The 14,648-nt window shown below is 44.6% G+C and carries 12 protein-coding genes; 7 read left to right on the top strand and 5 right to left on the bottom strand.

The features are described from left to right. Positions 1-131: 131 nt before the first annotated feature. From BXY_RS23325 to rodA, 7 genes are all read left to right on the top strand, one after another. Positions 132-2,168: a M13 family metallopeptidase gene (locus tag BXY_RS23325; RefSeq protein WP_015533082.1), complete on the top strand. Its 2,037-nt coding sequence runs from the start codon at positions 132-134 to the stop codon at positions 2,166-2,168. A 151-nt stretch (positions 2,169-2,319) separates the two neighbouring features. After that, the gene (gene purH / locus BXY_RS23330) at positions 2,320-3,843 is read left to right on the top strand and encodes a bifunctional phosphoribosylaminoimidazolecarboxamide formyltransferase/IMP cyclohydrolase (protein ID WP_004310431.1); all 1,524 of its coding nucleotides are present in this window, start codon (positions 2,320-2,322) and stop codon (positions 3,841-3,843) included. Between the two features lie 95 nt (positions 3,844-3,938). Further along, the gene (locus BXY_RS23335) at positions 3,939-4,961 is read left to right on the top strand and encodes a rod shape-determining protein (protein WP_004299941.1); all 1,023 of its coding nucleotides are present in this window, start codon (positions 3,939-3,941) and stop codon (positions 4,959-4,961) included. 7 nt (positions 4,962-4,968) lie between these two features. Then, positions 4,969-5,814, top strand: a complete 846-nt coding sequence (gene mreC / locus BXY_RS23340) for a rod shape-determining protein MreC (protein WP_004299942.1) — start codon at positions 4,969-4,971, stop codon at positions 5,812-5,814. Continuing rightward, complete coding sequence (mreD, locus tag BXY_RS23345; protein WP_004314401.1) at positions 5,811-6,308, top strand: rod shape-determining protein MreD; 498 nt, start codon at positions 5,811-5,813, stop codon at positions 6,306-6,308. The genes mreC and mreD overlap by 4 nt, the downstream gene beginning before the upstream one ends. Before the next feature lie 2 nt (positions 6,309-6,310). Beyond that, positions 6,311-8,173: a penicillin-binding protein 2 gene (mrdA, locus tag BXY_RS23350; protein ID WP_004324644.1), complete on the top strand. Its 1,863-nt coding sequence runs from the start codon at positions 6,311-6,313 to the stop codon at positions 8,171-8,173. Further along, positions 8,154-9,611: a rod shape-determining protein RodA gene (gene rodA / locus BXY_RS23355; RefSeq protein ID WP_004304911.1), complete on the top strand. Its 1,458-nt coding sequence runs from the start codon at positions 8,154-8,156 to the stop codon at positions 9,609-9,611. The genes mrdA and rodA overlap by 20 nt, the downstream gene beginning before the upstream one ends. 2 nt (positions 9,612-9,613) lie before the next feature. Here the strand turns inward: rodA and gldH are convergent, their stop codons facing one another. The 5 genes from gldH to BXY_RS23380 form a co-directional block, all read right to left on the bottom strand. Further along, a complete protein-coding gene (gldH, locus tag BXY_RS23360; RefSeq protein WP_009040285.1) occupies positions 9,614-10,087 on the bottom strand; it encodes a gliding motility lipoprotein GldH in 474 nt (157 codons plus the stop codon). After that, positions 10,065-11,579, bottom strand: a complete 1,515-nt coding sequence (locus tag BXY_RS23365) for a PSP1 domain-containing protein (protein ID WP_008776373.1) — start codon at positions 11,577-11,579, stop codon at positions 10,065-10,067. Before BXY_RS23365 ends, gldH begins: the two co-directional genes overlap by 23 nt. A gap of 15 nt (positions 11,580-11,594) precedes the next feature. Then, positions 11,595-12,719, bottom strand: a complete 1,125-nt coding sequence (locus BXY_RS23370) for a DNA polymerase III subunit (protein WP_015533083.1) — start codon at positions 12,717-12,719, stop codon at positions 11,595-11,597. A gap of 1 nt (position 12,720) precedes the next feature. Then, positions 12,721-13,674 (bottom strand): methylenetetrahydrofolate reductase [NAD(P)H], encoded by a 954-nt coding sequence (gene metF, locus BXY_RS23375; RefSeq protein WP_004304907.1) that lies wholly within the window; start codon positions 13,672-13,674, stop codon positions 12,721-12,723. A gap of 186 nt (positions 13,675-13,860) precedes the next feature. Beyond that, positions 13,861-14,373: a ferritin-like domain-containing protein gene (locus BXY_RS23380; RefSeq protein WP_004304906.1), complete on the bottom strand. Its 513-nt coding sequence runs from the start codon at positions 14,371-14,373 to the stop codon at positions 13,861-13,863. Positions 14,374-14,648: the final 275 nt, after the last annotated feature.

Consider the following 14,648-nt stretch of genomic DNA (forward strand, 5'->3'; position numbering starts at 1 on the left):
TCTCGGTGTCGAAACAGGTGTTTCTCGTTGAGGAACGAGGCGTTCCTCGGTGTCGGTCACCTTCTTCCTCGGTGCCGGACTGCGGGTAGGATGATTGTTGATTAGAGAGACTATTTAATTATTTATACAATATGAAAGTAACCAAGTATTTACCAATTCTTGCCGTATGCCTTATGACAACAGGATGTAACAGTAAGAAAGAGGCCGTGCTGACGTCCGGTATCGACCTTGCTAATCTGGATACCACGGCTATGCCGGGTACAAGTTTTTATCAATATGCCTGTGGAGGTTGGGTGAAAGATCATCCGCTGACAGACGAGTATTCACGTTTCGGTACATTCGACATGTTGCGCGAAAACAGTCGTGAACAACTGAAAGCATTGATTGCCGAATTGGCAGCGAAGAAAGATAATGCACCGGGTAGTGCTGCGCAGAAAGTAGGCGATCTTTATAATATCGCAATGGATAGCGTGAAGCTGAACCAGGAAGGTGTAGCTCCGATCAAAGCAGAACTGGCAGCCATTGACGCTCTCAAGGATAAAGGAGAAATCTATGCATATATCGCTGAGAGCCAGAAGAAAGGCATCCGTCCTTACTTCACCATGTTCGTAAGTGCAGATGATATGAACAGTTCCATGAATATCGTACAGACCTATCAAGGTGGTATCGGAATGGGACAGCGTGACTATTATCTGGAGAATGACGAGCAGACTAAAAATATCCGTAATAAATATCAGGAACATATCGCCAAAATGTTCCAGTTGGCAGGTTATGATGAGGCTACTGCACAGAAAGCTGTGAAAGCAGTGATGAACATCGAAACTCGCCTGGCGAAAGCGGCTCGTTCACAAGTGGAATTGCGTGATCCTCATGCTAATTATAACAAGATGGATAGGGCGACGCTGAAAAAGAACTTCCCGACTTTTGACTGGGATACTTATTTCACCGTTTCCGGTTTGAAAGATTTGGAAGAAGTGAATATAGGTCAGCCTGCTGCCATGAAGGAAGTAGCCGATGTGATTAACACCGTATCACTGGACGATCAGAAACTGTATCTTCAATGGGGATTGATAGATGCTGCCGCTTCTTATCTAAGCGATGATTTTGAAGCACAGAACTTCGATTTCTACAGCAGAACAATGTCTGGAAAGAAAGAAATGCAACCTCGCTGGAAACGTTCCGTGAGCACCGTAGATGGTGTACTTGGCGAAGTGGTAGGACAGATGTATGTAGAGAAGTACTTCCCGGCTGCTGCCAAAGAACGTATGGTTACACTGGTGAAGAACCTGCAAACTTCTTTAGGAGAACGTATCAAAGGTTTGGAATGGATGAGTGAACCGACCAAGGAAAAAGCGTTGGAGAAACTGGCAACCTTCCATGTAAAAATAGGTTATCCTGATAAATGGAAAGATTACTCCGCACTGGAGATCAAAGATGATTCTTACTGGGCAAATATCGAGCGTGCCAACGAATGGGATTATAACGAAATGATTGCCAAAGCTGGCAAACCGGTAGACAAGGATGAATGGTTGATGACTCCTCAAACTGTGAACGCTTATTATAACCCGACTACCAACGAAATCTGCTTCCCGGCAGCTATCCTGCAACCTCCGTTCTTCGATATGAATGCGGACGATGCTATGAACTACGGTGCAATCGGCGTGGTAATCGGCCATGAGATGACTCATGGATTTGACGATCAGGGACGTCAATATGACAAAGACGGAAACCTGAAAGACTGGTGGACAGAAGAGGATGCTAAAAAGTTCGAAGAACGGGCACAGGTGATGGTTAACTTCTTTGACAGCATCGAAGTTGCTCCGGGCGTACACGCAAACGGTAGCCTGACACTTGGAGAGAACATTGCCGACCACGGAGGTTTGCAAGTTTCTTTCCAGGCATTCAAGAATGCAACAGAAACCGCACCGCTGGAAATTGTTGACGGATTTACTCCGGAACAACGTTTCTTCCTGGCATACGCTAATGTGTGGGCAGGAAATATCCGTCCGGAAGAGATTCTCCGATTGACCAAACTTGATCCTCACTCATTAGGCAAATGGCGTGTGGACGGTGCTCTTCCTCATATCCAGAATTGGTATGAAGCATTCAAAATCACCGAACAGGATTCGATGTTCGTACCTAAAGAAAAACGAGTATCTATTTGGTAATAGTTTTTGAATAGAGAATATATATGCGAAGAGGCGTTGATTTTCCGTTGAGGAGAGTCAACGCTTTTTTTTATTAATTCACACCTTATTTATTACGTACGATAAACAATATTTCGTAACTTTGCACACCAAATACTTAATAAGCAATTCAATGTCAGAGTCTAAAAGAATAAAAACTGCATTGGTATCTGTATACCATAAAGAAGGTTTGGATGAAATTATTACCAAACTTCATGAAGAGGGAGTAGAGTTTTTGTCGACAGGCGGAACTCGTCAGTTTATTGAATCATTGGGATATCCTTGCAAGGCAGTGGAAGATTTGACCACTTATCCTTCTATTCTCGGTGGTAGAGTAAAGACATTACATCCGAAAATTTTCGGAGGTATTCTTTGTCGTCGCGGCCTGGAACAGGATATGCAACAGATTGAGAAATATGAAATTCCCGAGATAGATCTGGTTATTGTTGATTTGTATCCGTTCGAAGCTACTGTAGCTTCCGGTGCATCTGAAGCAGACATTATTGAAAAAATCGATATAGGCGGAATCTCACTGATTCGTGCCGCAGCCAAGAACTATAACGATGTAATCATCGTAGCTTCTCAAGCTCAATACAAACCATTATTGGATATGTTGATGGAGCACGGCGCTACTTCTTCACTTGAAGAACGTCGCTGGATGGCTAAAGAAGCATTTGCCGTTTCTTCTCACTACGATTCGGCTATTTTCAATTATTTCGATGCCGGCGAAGGTTCTGCTTTCCGTTGCTCTGTTAATAGCCAGAAGCAACTTCGTTACGGTGAAAACCCACATCAGAAAGGTTATTTCTACGGAAATCTGGAAGCAATGTTCGACCAGATTCACGGAAAAGAAATCTCTTATAACAATCTTCTCGACATCAACGCAGCCGTTGACCTGATCGACGAATTCGATGACCTCACTTTCGCTATCCTGAAACACAACAACGCTTGCGGATTAGCTTCCCGTGCTACAGTTTTAGAAGCTTGGAAAGACGCATTGGCCGGTGATCCGGTTTCTGCTTTCGGCGGTGTATTGATTACGAATGGTGTCATCGACAAAGAAGCTGCGGAAGAAATCAACAAGATTTTCTTCGAAGTGATTATCGCGCCGGATTATGATGTGGATGCACTCGAAATCCTGGGACAGAAAAAGAACCGCATCATCCTCGTTCGTAAGGAAGCTAAATTGCCTAAGAAACAATTCCGTGCTTTGCTGAATGGCGTATTGGTGCAGGATAAAGATACTAATATTGAAACGGTAGCCGACCTGAAAACCGTGACAGACAAAGCTCCTACTCCGGAAGAAGTGGAAGATATGTTGTTTGCCAACAAAATTGTAAAGAACAGCAAATCCAACGCCATCGTATTGGCAAAGGATAAACAACTTCTTGCAAGCGGTGTAGGACAGACTTCACGTGTAGACGCATTGAAACAAGCAATTGAAAAAGCCAAATCATTCGGTTTCGACCTGAATGGTGCAGTAATGGCTTCCGATGCCTTCTTCCCGTTCCCCGACTGTGTGGAAATTGCAGATAAAGAAGGTATTACGGCTGTTATCCAACCGGGAGGTTCGGTAAAAGACGATTTATCATTTGCTTATTGCAATGAGCACGGTATGGCGATGGTGACTACCGGTATCCGTCATTTTAAACACTAATATTAATGAAGAATGAAGAACTAATAATGAAGAATGACTGCACGTGACAGCATCCTCATTCTTAATTCTTCATTCTTAATTCTTCATTTAAAAATATGGGATTATTTTCTTTTACACAAGAGATAGCAATGGACTTGGGCACAGCCAATACTATCATCATCACGAACGGAAAAATCGTGGTGGATGAGCCTTCGGTTGTAGCTCTGGATCGCCGTACAGAAAAGATGATTGCCGTGGGGGAAAAGGCGAAGTTGATGCATGAAAAAACCCACGAAAACATACGTACCATCCGTCCGTTGAGAGACGGAGTGATTGCCGACTTCTATGCCTGCGAGCAGATGATGCGCGGTTTGATAAAGCAGGTGAATACTCGCAACCATTTGTTTTCACCTTCTCTTCGCATGGTGATTGGCGTTCCTTCGGGGAGTACGGAAGTTGAACTCCGTGCTGTCCGTGACTCTGCGGAACATGCTGGCGGTCGTGATGTTTATTTGATTTTCGAGCCGATGGCTGCGGCAATCGGTATCGGCATCGACGTGGAAGCTCCGGAAGGAAACATGATTGTCGATATAGGTGGTGGATCTACGGAAATTGCCGTTATCTCTTTGGGAGGTATCGTTTCCAACAACTCCATCCGCACAGCCGGTGATGACCTGACAGAGGATATTCGCGAATATATGAGCCGTCAGCACAATGTGAAAGTCAGCGAGCGTATGGCAGAACGTATCAAAATCAATGTAGGTGCTGCTTTAACCGAACTGGGTGATGATGCTCCGGAAGATTATATCGTTCACGGGCCGAACCGTATCACAGCTCTTCCGATGGAGGTGCCTGTATGCTACCAGGAAGTAGCCCACTGTCTGGAGAAATCAATTTCAAAGATCGAAACTGCTATCTTGAGTGCATTGGAAAATACACCTCCTGAACTGTATGCTGATATTGTGCACAATGGTATCTATCTCTCCGGAGGTGGTGCATTGCTTCGTGGACTGGATAAGAGATTGACCGATAAGATCAACATTCCTTTCCATATTGCGGAAGATCCTTTGCATGCAGTTGCCAAAGGTACAGGAGTGGCATTGAAGAACGTAGACCGTTTCTCTTTCTTAATGAGATAAACCGGGGATGAGGAATTTATTAAACTTCCTTCTGAAATACAATTACTGGTTCCTCTTCATCTTATTGGAGGTAGCCAGTTTTGTTTTGTTATTTCGGTTCAACCGTTATCAGCAGAGTGCATTCTTCACTTCTGCCAATACGGTTGTGGGGGCGGTTTATGAAGTTTCGGGAGGGATTTCCTCTTATTTTCATCTGAAATCGGTCAATGAAGATCTGTTGGATCGCAACATGGTGCTCGAACAACAGATCACTAATCTGGAAAAAGCATTGAGAGAGCAGCAGCTCGATTCTATGGCCATCAACAGCATCCGGCAGGTGCCGCAAGCGGATTATCAGTTGTTTAAAGCGCATGTGATAAAGAACAGTTTGAATCTGGTTGATAATTATATCACGCTCGATAAAGGTTCCTCTTCCGGTATTCGCTCCGAAATGGGAGTGGTGGATGGTAATGGGATTGTAGGGATTGTTTATGAAACCTCTCCTTCCTACTCGGTGGTGATTTCGGTACTGAACAGCAAGTCGAATATCAGTTGCAAGATTATCGGCAGTGATTATTTCGGCTACCTGAAATGGGAACATGGAGATTCGCGCTATGCTTATCTGAAAGACTTGCCTCGTCATGCAGAGTTTAATTTGGGAGATACAGTTGTTACCAGTGGTTTCTCCACCGTCTTTCCCGAAGGTATAATGGTGGGGACGGTGGATGATATGTCCGACTCTAATGACGGACTTTCCTATCTGTTGAAAATCAAGCTGGCTACTGATTTCGGTAAGTTGAGTGACGTTCGGGTGGTAGCCCGGACAGGTCAGGAAGAACAGAAGAAACTTGAAAACAAGGTGATGAAAGAATGATTATTACTTATATACATAGAATCGGATGGTTTATCGGCTTGGTACTTCTTCAGGTGCTAATCCTTAATAGTGTACATATTGCCGGCTATGCTACTCCTTTTCTCTATATCTATTTTATTCTGAAATTCAGCTCCGGCACTTCCCGGAATGAACTGATGTTGTGGGCTTTTTTCTTCGGGCTGACCATTGATATATTCTCCGATACTCCGGGAATGAATGCGGCGGCTACTGTGCTGCTAGCCTTTCTTCGTCCCTCTTTACTTCGTCTGTTCACGCCCCGTGATAATCCGGATAGCTTTATTCCCTCTTTTAAGACGATGGGAATCAGTCCTTTCTTAAAATATACCACTGCAAGTGTTTTTGTGCACAGTCTGGCATTACTCTCCATTGAGTTCTTCTCATTTACCAGCATTTGGCTGTTACTGTTGCGAGTGCTTCTTTGCACTATTCTGACTGTAACCTGTATCATAGCTATAGAAGGGATTAAGAAGTAACGATGGCAAAAGATTATATCTTAGAGAAGCGCAAATTTGTAATCGGAGGCATTGCTATCTCCATTGTTTTGATTTATCTGATACGTCTTTTTGTATTGCAGATCACGACCGATGACTACAAGAAGAATGCTGACAGTAACGCTTTTCTGAATAAAATCCAGTACCCCTCGCGTGGCGCTATTTATGACCGGACCGGTAAACTATTGGTATTCAATCAGCCGGCATACGACATAACGATCGTGCCAAAGGAAATAGAGAATCTGGACACACTCGATTTATGCCAATCGCTGAATATCACCCGTGCACAGTTTCTCAAAATAATGAGCGATATGAAAGACCGTCGCCGCAATCCGGGGTATTCCCGCTATACCAACCAGTTGTTTATGTCGCAACTTTCGGCGGAAGAATGTGGTGTCTTTCAGGAAAAGCTGTTTAAGTTTCGTGGCTTTTATATTCAACGGCGTACCATCCGTCAATATTCGTACAATGCTGCCGCCCATGCTTTGGGAGATATCGGAGAAGTCTCCGCAAAAGAAATGGAAGCGGATGAAGAAGGGTACTACATCCGTGGGGATTATGTCGGCAAGTTAGGAGTCGAGAAATCGTATGAAAAGTATCTGCGTGGCGAGAAAGGAATTGAGATTCTGCTTCGTGATGCGCACGGTCGTATCCAGGGACATTATATGGATGGTGAATATGACCGTCCTTCCGTTCCCGGCAAGAACCTGACATTGAGTTTGGATATTGACTTACAGATGCTGGGCGAACGTTTATTAAAGAATAAGATTGGAAGCATTGTGGCTATTGAACCGGAGACCGGAGAAATCCTTTGTCTGGTATCCTCTCCCAATTATGACCCGCATTTGATGATTGGGCGCCAGCGTGGCAAGAACCATCTAGCCTTGCAACGTGATATGACCAAACCGCTTTTGAATCGTGCCCTGATGGGAGTGTATCCTCCGGGATCTACGTTCAAGACAGCGCAAGGACTGACATTCCTGCAAGAAGGAATTATCACCGAACAAAGTCCGGCATTCCCTTGCTCACATGGGTTCCATTACGGAAGATTGACAGTAGGCTGCCATGCTCACGGATCTCCCTTGCCATTGATTCCGGCTATTGCTACATCGTGCAACTCCTATTTCTGTTGGGGATTGTTCCGTATGTTTGGCGATCGTAAATACGGTTCGCCACAAAACGCCATTACGGTCTGGAAAGACCACATGGTTTCGCAAGGATTTGGCTACAAACTGGGAGTTGATTTGCCGGGAGAGAAACGGGGCTTGATTCCGAATGCGCAGTTCTACGATAAAGCTTATCGCGGGCATTGGAACGGACTGACAGTAATCAGTATCTCTATCGGACAGGGGGAAATTCTATCCACTCCCCTTCAGATTGCTAACCTGGGAGCAACGATTGCTAACAGAGGATATTTTGTGACACCGCATATTGTAAAGGAAATCCAAGACAATCAGTTGGACAGCATCTATCGCGTACCACGTTATACCACTATTGAGAAAAGACATTATGAATCAGTCGTAGAAGGGATGCGTGGCGCAGCTACCGGAGGAACTTGTCGTATGCTGTCAGTGATGGTTCCGGATTTGGAAGCCTGTGGAAAAACGGGTACTGCGCAGAACCGCGGACACGACCACTCGGTATTTATGGGCTTTGCACCGATGAACAAACCGAAGATAGCTATTGCCGTCTATGTAGAGAACGGCGGATGGGGTGCTACTTACGGAGTTCCTTTCGGCGCACTGATGATGGAACAGTATTTGAAAGGCAAGCTCTCGCCGGAGAACGAGTTGAGGGCGGAAGAATTTAGTAACAGAGTGATATTATATGGTAACGAGGAACGATAGTTTGTGGAAAACGCTGGACTGGGTAACGATTTTTATTTACCTGCTCCTGATTGTTGGCGGATGGTTTAGCGTCTGCGGAGCCAGCTATGACTATGGCGAACGCGACTTCCTCGACTTCTCGACCCGTGCCGGCAAGCAGTTCGTATGGATTATCTGTTCCTTCGGGCTCGGATTCGTGCTGTTGATGCTGGAAGACCGTATGTATGATATGTTCGCGTACATTATATATGTGGGGATGATTCTCCTGCTCATTGTTACCATCTTCATAGCACCGGACACCAAAGGATCACGCTCCTGGCTTGTCATGGGGCCTGTGAGCCTGCAACCCGCCGAGTTTGCCAAGTTCGCTACGGCCTTAGCGTTGGCTAAATACATGAACTCTTATTCATTTAGTATCAAGAAAGAAAAGTGTGCCTTTATCCTGGGATTCATCATTCTTCTTCCGATGTTATTGATTATCGGTCAGCGGGAGACAGGGTCCGCATTGGTTTATCTTGCTTTTTTTCTGGTGCTTTATCGTGAAGGAATGCCGGGAGTAGTGCTTTTTGCGGGCGTATGTGCGGTAATCTACTTTGTGGTCGGCATTCGTTTTGATGAAGTCTTTATCGCCGATACTCCTACACCACTGGGAGAATTTATCGTATTACTATTGATCTTATTATTTGCCGGTGGTATGGTGTGGGTATATCGTAAGAAATGGTCTGCTACCCGCAATATCATTGGTGGAAGTTTGGCTATATTACTGATTGCTTATTTAATATCCGAATATTGGGTGCATTTTAGCCTCGTTTGGGTGCAATGGGCACTTTGTATTGTGGTGATAGGCTATCTGATTTATTTGGCATTAAGTGAGCGGCAGCGTACTTATTTTCTGATTGCCCTGTTTACAATCGGTTCTGTCGGCTTCCTGTATTCTAGTAACTATGTATTTGATAATGTGCTCGAACCTCACCAGCAAGTCCGTATCAAAGTAGTGCTCGGTTTGGAAGAAGATTTGACCGGTGCCGGATACAACGTGAATCAGTCCAAGATTGCTATCGGTTCCGGTGGGTTGACAGGAAAAGGGTTCCTGAATGGTACGCAAACAAAATTAAAGTACGTGCCCGAACAGGATACCGACTTTATATTCTGTACAGTGGGTGAGGAGCAAGGATTTGTCGGTTCGGCTGCTGTTCTGTTGGCTTTCCTGATTTTGATCTTACGATTAATCTTCCTGTCCGAACGGCAGACTTCCAACTTTGGGCGGGTTTATGGATATTCGGTCGTCAGTATTTTCCTTTTCCACTTATTTATTAATATCGGTATGGTGCTGGGGTTAACCCCGGTTATCGGTATTCCATTGCCTTTCTTCAGCTATGGAGGTTCTTCTTTATGGGGATTTACGATATTGCTGTTTATCTTCCTGCGCATTGATGCAGGACGTGGCAGAAGACTCTAATCTTACTGCTTCTCAATACGGATACCTACATCGCTCAATCCTTGTAACTTTTCATCTTTCATTCCGCTCATAATTTTAATAGTATAATTTGCAGGATGTAAGGGGCGAACAGATGTAATAAAAGTTTCCGATTGGTAAATGCTTCCCCATCCGTGTCCCGTCCATCTTCCGGTAGAGTCAGCCAGGCAGAAAGCAATGGTATCAGTGCGCCATACCGTAGAATCCTGTAGATTCTGACTGATAAATAAATGGAGGTCATGATAAGGATATTCGATACTGTTGCGGACTTCCGCAAAAAGCCGGAGAGTAGTGGGAACGCTGTCAGTTATGGGAACCTGAAAAGAGAGTGTATCACTCTTTCCCCATCCCTTGTTGGGAAGGGATTGATAAGAGTGATACACTGTATGTTCATTGCAGGCTGTCAGTAAGCAAGCGCTGAATAGACTCAATATACTATTCTTGAGTAGGCTTTTCATTAGTTGACTGTTTCTCCTGATTCTGATTTCTTTCCGGTCTGGAAGGACGCTCGTGGTTGGGACGACGTTCTTGACGTTCCTGTCCTTGCTGTTCGCGTTGACGGTCTTGTTGTTGCGGACGTTCCTGATTCGACCGTTCCTGTCCTTGCGGACGTTCTTGATTTGATCCTCTTTCCGGACGTCTGTTTTCATTATTCCGTCCCTGGTTCTGTCCTCTGTTCCGGTTGTTGTTATTGTTATTTCTCGGGCGGTTGTCTCTTTCCCCTCTGTTGCCGTTTTCTGACTGTTGCGGGCGGTTTTCATTTTCCCGTTGAGGTTGTTGCGGACGATTGCCGCCTTCTGCTTGCTGTTGCGGGCGGTTTCCGTTATTATTGTTTCCTTTTTTCTTCTTTTTATTATTCCGGTTAGCGTTATTGCCGCCCTCTTTATTATTCCGGCTGCGGTCGAAACGGGTAACACTTTCCTGTTCCAGCAAGTCAACTGGTTTTCTCGGTTCCGGTTTCTTTTCTTCTTCGAGCAAGCTGTCCGGTTTCATCCCTTTCTTATTCATGGAGATTACTTCAAACGCACGTTTGCCGCTGATGGTGACCAGGTTGGCAGGGAAGTTTTTATCCGTAGAATAAGAAACCTGATTGCTTAGAATATCTGCTTTGAAGAAATAGAAAGTACCATCCTTCGTTTCCAGTTCTATCTCTCTCGAAGGGAGACGTTTTTGAGCTTCCACGTAACAGTCCACCTCGTAGTTCAGACAGCATTTCAGCTTAGCGCACTGTCCGGCAAGTTTTTGCGGATTCAATGAGATATCCTGAAAACGGGCTGCACTGGTAGAAACAGAGACGAAGCTCGTCATCCATGTAGCGCAGCAAAGTTCGCGTCCGCAAGGACCGATACCGCCGATGCGTCCTGCTTCCTGACGGGCACCGATTTGTTTCATTTCGATACGTACGCGGAATGCTTCGGCCAATACTTTAATCAGTTGCCGGAAGTCTACCCGCTCATCGGCGATATAGTAGAAAATAGCTTTGTTACCATCCCCCTGATACTCCACATCTCCGATTTTCATATCCAGATTGAGATTCAACGCAATCTGACGCGCACGAATCATCGTAGCGTGTTCTTTGGCTTTGGCTTCGTTGAACTTTTCCATATCTACCGGCTTGGCTTTCCGATAGACACGCTTGATTTCCGTATCTGCCTTGAAGTTTGCTTTCTTCATTTGCAGGGGAACGAGCCGGCCGGTCAATGTAACCACGCCGATGTCATGGCCGGGAGCCGCTTCAACGGCAACTACATCTCCTTTTTCCAGTTTAATCTTGTTGCTGTTCCGAAAATATCCCTTCCGGGTATTTTTGAATTGCACTTCCACCATGTCACTCTCTTCCGCATTGCCCGGAATGTCCGCCAGCCAATCGTAGGTGTTCAGCTTTTTATCTTGTCGGGAGCATCCTTTGCAGCAAAGGCCACCGCTTCCATTATGAAGTTTATATTCCATAAGTTTATATATTTATTATTGCTTCAACAGTACAATCATCTTCAGCGAGAAGTCGAAGAATACCATTTTAGCATTTACATTCTGTTCTATATGTAGTTGCGCTTCGCTTAATTCGTCCATGATGCCCATCACGTTACGTTCGTTGACAAAAGGCGCAAAGCGGGTTGCAAAATTCTGTTCATTAATCGTCATATACGTCAAATTGCGCTGGTGCAGGTTGAAGATAAAATTCTCCCGAATCATGCGCTGGCAATATTCCAGGAAGTTCTTCTGACGTTCACGTCCCATGCCCGCCACTTGCTCGCTCCACATTTTCATCTCCCTGATTTTCCGTTGGTAAGACAACCGCATCAGGCTGACAAACAAGTCAAAAAACAACTGGTTCTCTTCATTCAGATGAATTGTTTCGAGTGCCTTGATAAAATTCCCGTTTGCCAGATGGGCAATGGAAATACTGTCGGCAGGCAAAATGTTATATTTCGTCTGTAATACCCGGTCGATGCTGGCTTCATCAATCTTCCGCACATTCATGCGCTGGGTACGGCTTAGGATAGTGGGCAGAATCATGTCCGGCGCTTCCGATATCAATAAGAAAACCGTTTTTTCGGGCGGTTCCTCAAGCAACTTCAGCAGTTTGTTGGCACACACCGGATGCATTTTTTCCGGCAGCCATACAATCGTAATTTTAAATCCCCCTTCACTGGATTTCAAACTAAGTTTTTTCAGAATCTCGTCACTCTCTTTGGCATAGATCAATGCTTGTGAGTTCTCCGCATCCATCTCTCCTAACCAGTGATTGAGATTAAAGTAAGGATGATTGATAACAAACGGTCGCCAGTCGGCTATATAATCATCGCATACTTCCTTTTTCCCCTTTGCGCTTTTCACGATAGGGAATACGAAATGTACGTCGGGATGCACCAATTTATTGAATTTCACGCAGGACGGACACGTTCCGCAGGCATCAGTCTCCCCCCGATTGGTGCAACTGATGTAACGTGCGTATGCAATAGCCAACGGCATTTTCCCGACCCCTTCCGGGCCGCAAATAAGCTGGGCATGTGGAATACGCCCCTCATTCACTTCCTGAATGAGCCGTTGCTTGATTTCTTCTTGTCCGATTACGTCTCTGAAAAACATATCAATAAATGATTTTGGCTACTTCTTTGATACTGTCTACTGCTCCGATAGAGTAGAAATGAATACTCGGCACTCCGTGAGCCATCAACTCCTTGCACTGGGCTACACACCATTCGATACCTACTTGCTCGGCTTCCGCGTCATTCTTGCACTTCAAAGCCTCTTTCACCAAGTCTTCCGGCAAATCCACTTTGAAAGTCTTTGGAATCATGCTTAGTTGAGACAGCTTCTTGAACGGTTTGATTCCCGGAATGATAGGTATATTGATACCTGCCGCCTTCGCCTGCTCCACAAATTCAAAATATTTCCTGTTATCGTAGAACAACTGTGTCACGGCATATTCCGCCCCGTTCTCCACTTTTTTCTTCAGCCAGTAAAGGTCAGTCTCGATATTAGGCGCTTCTTCGTGCTTCTCCGGATAACAAGCCACCCCGTAAGAAAACGGCGTACTGCTGACTTTCATCTCCGAACCGTCCACAAAAATACCTTTATTGAAATTATTGATTTGTTCCTGCAACTCGATAGCATGATGATAACCGTCACCTTCTGGTGTAAATACCGACTCATGTTTCGCTTTGTCACCACGCAATACCAGTAATTCCGTGATATTCAGAAATTGCAGGTCGAGCAACACATACTCGGTTTCTTCGCGGGTAAATCCGCTGCACAAAATATGCGGGACTACCGTAATATTGTATTTATTCTGAATGGCGGCAGCCACGGCAACCGTTCCCGGACGCCTTCTCAAGCGGTTTCTCTGAAACAATCCGTTACCGAGGTCTTTATACACATATTCGCTGCGGTGAGTAGTGATATTGATATATTTCGGGTCAAATTCCCGAAGCGTATCGATTGTCTGATATAACTTTTCTATTCCCGTTCCTTTCAGCGGTGGAAGTATCTCGAAAGAAAAAGCAGTTTTCTTGTTGCTATGTATTAAATCAATTACTTTCATTCTTTTTTTGCTAATGTTCGTTATCTACTTGGATTAAACGTGCATATTGGGACAAAAATACGAAAAAAGAAAGATTTCTTCTTGATTTACTCTAAAATAGTTTTGTTTTTATCGTACTATAATAGATAAAAGAGGGAATATCCCCTGCAGGATACACCCTCTTTTGCCTAATTATTATATTAGAATTTACTTGTCGAGGAATGATTTCTTCATTCTGGCGATGTCCGTCAGATAATCTTGTAAATCCTGTTCATGTTCTTCCTCTTCGGCAAGAATATGTTTGGCGATGTCGCAGGTAGTGAAATCTTTCCCATTGGTAAAATCTGCAATTTCCTGATAACGAAGGATTGCGCAGCGTTCGGAAGCTACATTGTCTTTCAGCAAACTGACAGAGTCGAACCCCTGCGGAGCATCATATTTGCATCTTGCCAACTCAAACCATTGCTTAGGGTCGAGCACCGGAACTCCTTCCAACTCAATGATACGGTCAGCGAGCAGTTGCGCATGTCTGCGCTCTTCTTCGGCATGTTCCTCAAATTCACCCTGTACATCGGCACGCATGGCACCTTCCACTACTAATGCACCTACCCAATATTGATAGTATGCCAACCATTCTTCAGCTAATGCTGCGTTCAACTGTGCGATCAAACTTTCTACATCTAGTTTCCCTTGTAGAATTTTTACACTTTCTCTAGCCATAATTTTTATGTTTAGGTTAATATGTTTAAACTGCCTATGTAACAGGCAGGGGAGATTTTTGTTTATGGCTCATTGAGAATTTAACAGAAAGATAGCTTTACCTACACATAAGTTTGTAAAGTGCTATTTTATCTGCCACCTGCAACGAAATTGAATTATCTTGTTGAAAATAAACGTGTTATAGCGTTGCAGATACCTGTGGCAGATACGTTGCAGATGTAGTATCTGCAACGTATCTGTTGGTCTTATAAAACTCGTACAACATGGTAGACAGT

Origin of the sequence: Bacteroides xylanisolvens XB1A (genome assembly GCF_000210075.1) — a bacterium.
Classification (GTDB): domain Bacteria; phylum Bacteroidota; class Bacteroidia; order Bacteroidales; family Bacteroidaceae; genus Bacteroides; species Bacteroides xylanisolvens.

What these genes read in the sequence shown, in the direction of transcription:
- mreD (WP_004314401.1), top strand. Translation starts at nt 5,811, where the DNA reads ATGATTATTACTTATATACATAGAATCGGATGGTTTATCGGCTTGGTA.
- rodA (WP_004304911.1), top strand. Translation starts at nt 8,154, where the DNA reads ATGGTAACGAGGAACGATAGTTTGTGGAAAACGCTGGACTGGGTAACG.
- gldH (WP_009040285.1), bottom strand. Translation starts at nt 10,087, where the DNA reads ATGAAAAGCCTACTCAAGAATAGTATATTGAGTCTATTCAGCGCTTGC.
- purH (WP_004310431.1), top strand. Translation starts at nt 2,320, where the DNA reads ATGTCAGAGTCTAAAAGAATAAAAACTGCATTGGTATCTGTATACCAT.
- mrdA (WP_004324644.1), top strand. Translation starts at nt 6,311, where the DNA reads ATGGCAAAAGATTATATCTTAGAGAAGCGCAAATTTGTAATCGGAGGC.
- BXY_RS23370 (WP_015533083.1), bottom strand. Translation starts at nt 12,719, where the DNA reads ATGTTTTTCAGAGACGTAATCGGACAAGAAGAAATCAAGCAACGGCTC.
- BXY_RS23325 (WP_015533082.1), top strand. Translation starts at nt 132, where the DNA reads ATGAAAGTAACCAAGTATTTACCAATTCTTGCCGTATGCCTTATGACA.
- BXY_RS23335 (WP_004299941.1), top strand. Translation starts at nt 3,939, where the DNA reads ATGGGATTATTTTCTTTTACACAAGAGATAGCAATGGACTTGGGCACA.
- metF (WP_004304907.1), bottom strand. Translation starts at nt 13,674, where the DNA reads ATGAAAGTAATTGATTTAATACATAGCAACAAGAAAACTGCTTTTTCT.
- BXY_RS23365 (WP_008776373.1), bottom strand. Translation starts at nt 11,579, where the DNA reads ATGGAATATAAACTTCATAATGGAAGCGGTGGCCTTTGCTGCAAAGGA.
- mreC (WP_004299942.1), top strand. Translation starts at nt 4,969, where the DNA reads ATGAGGAATTTATTAAACTTCCTTCTGAAATACAATTACTGGTTCCTC.
- BXY_RS23380 (WP_004304906.1), bottom strand. Translation starts at nt 14,373, where the DNA reads ATGGCTAGAGAAAGTGTAAAAATTCTACAAGGGAAACTAGATGTAGAA.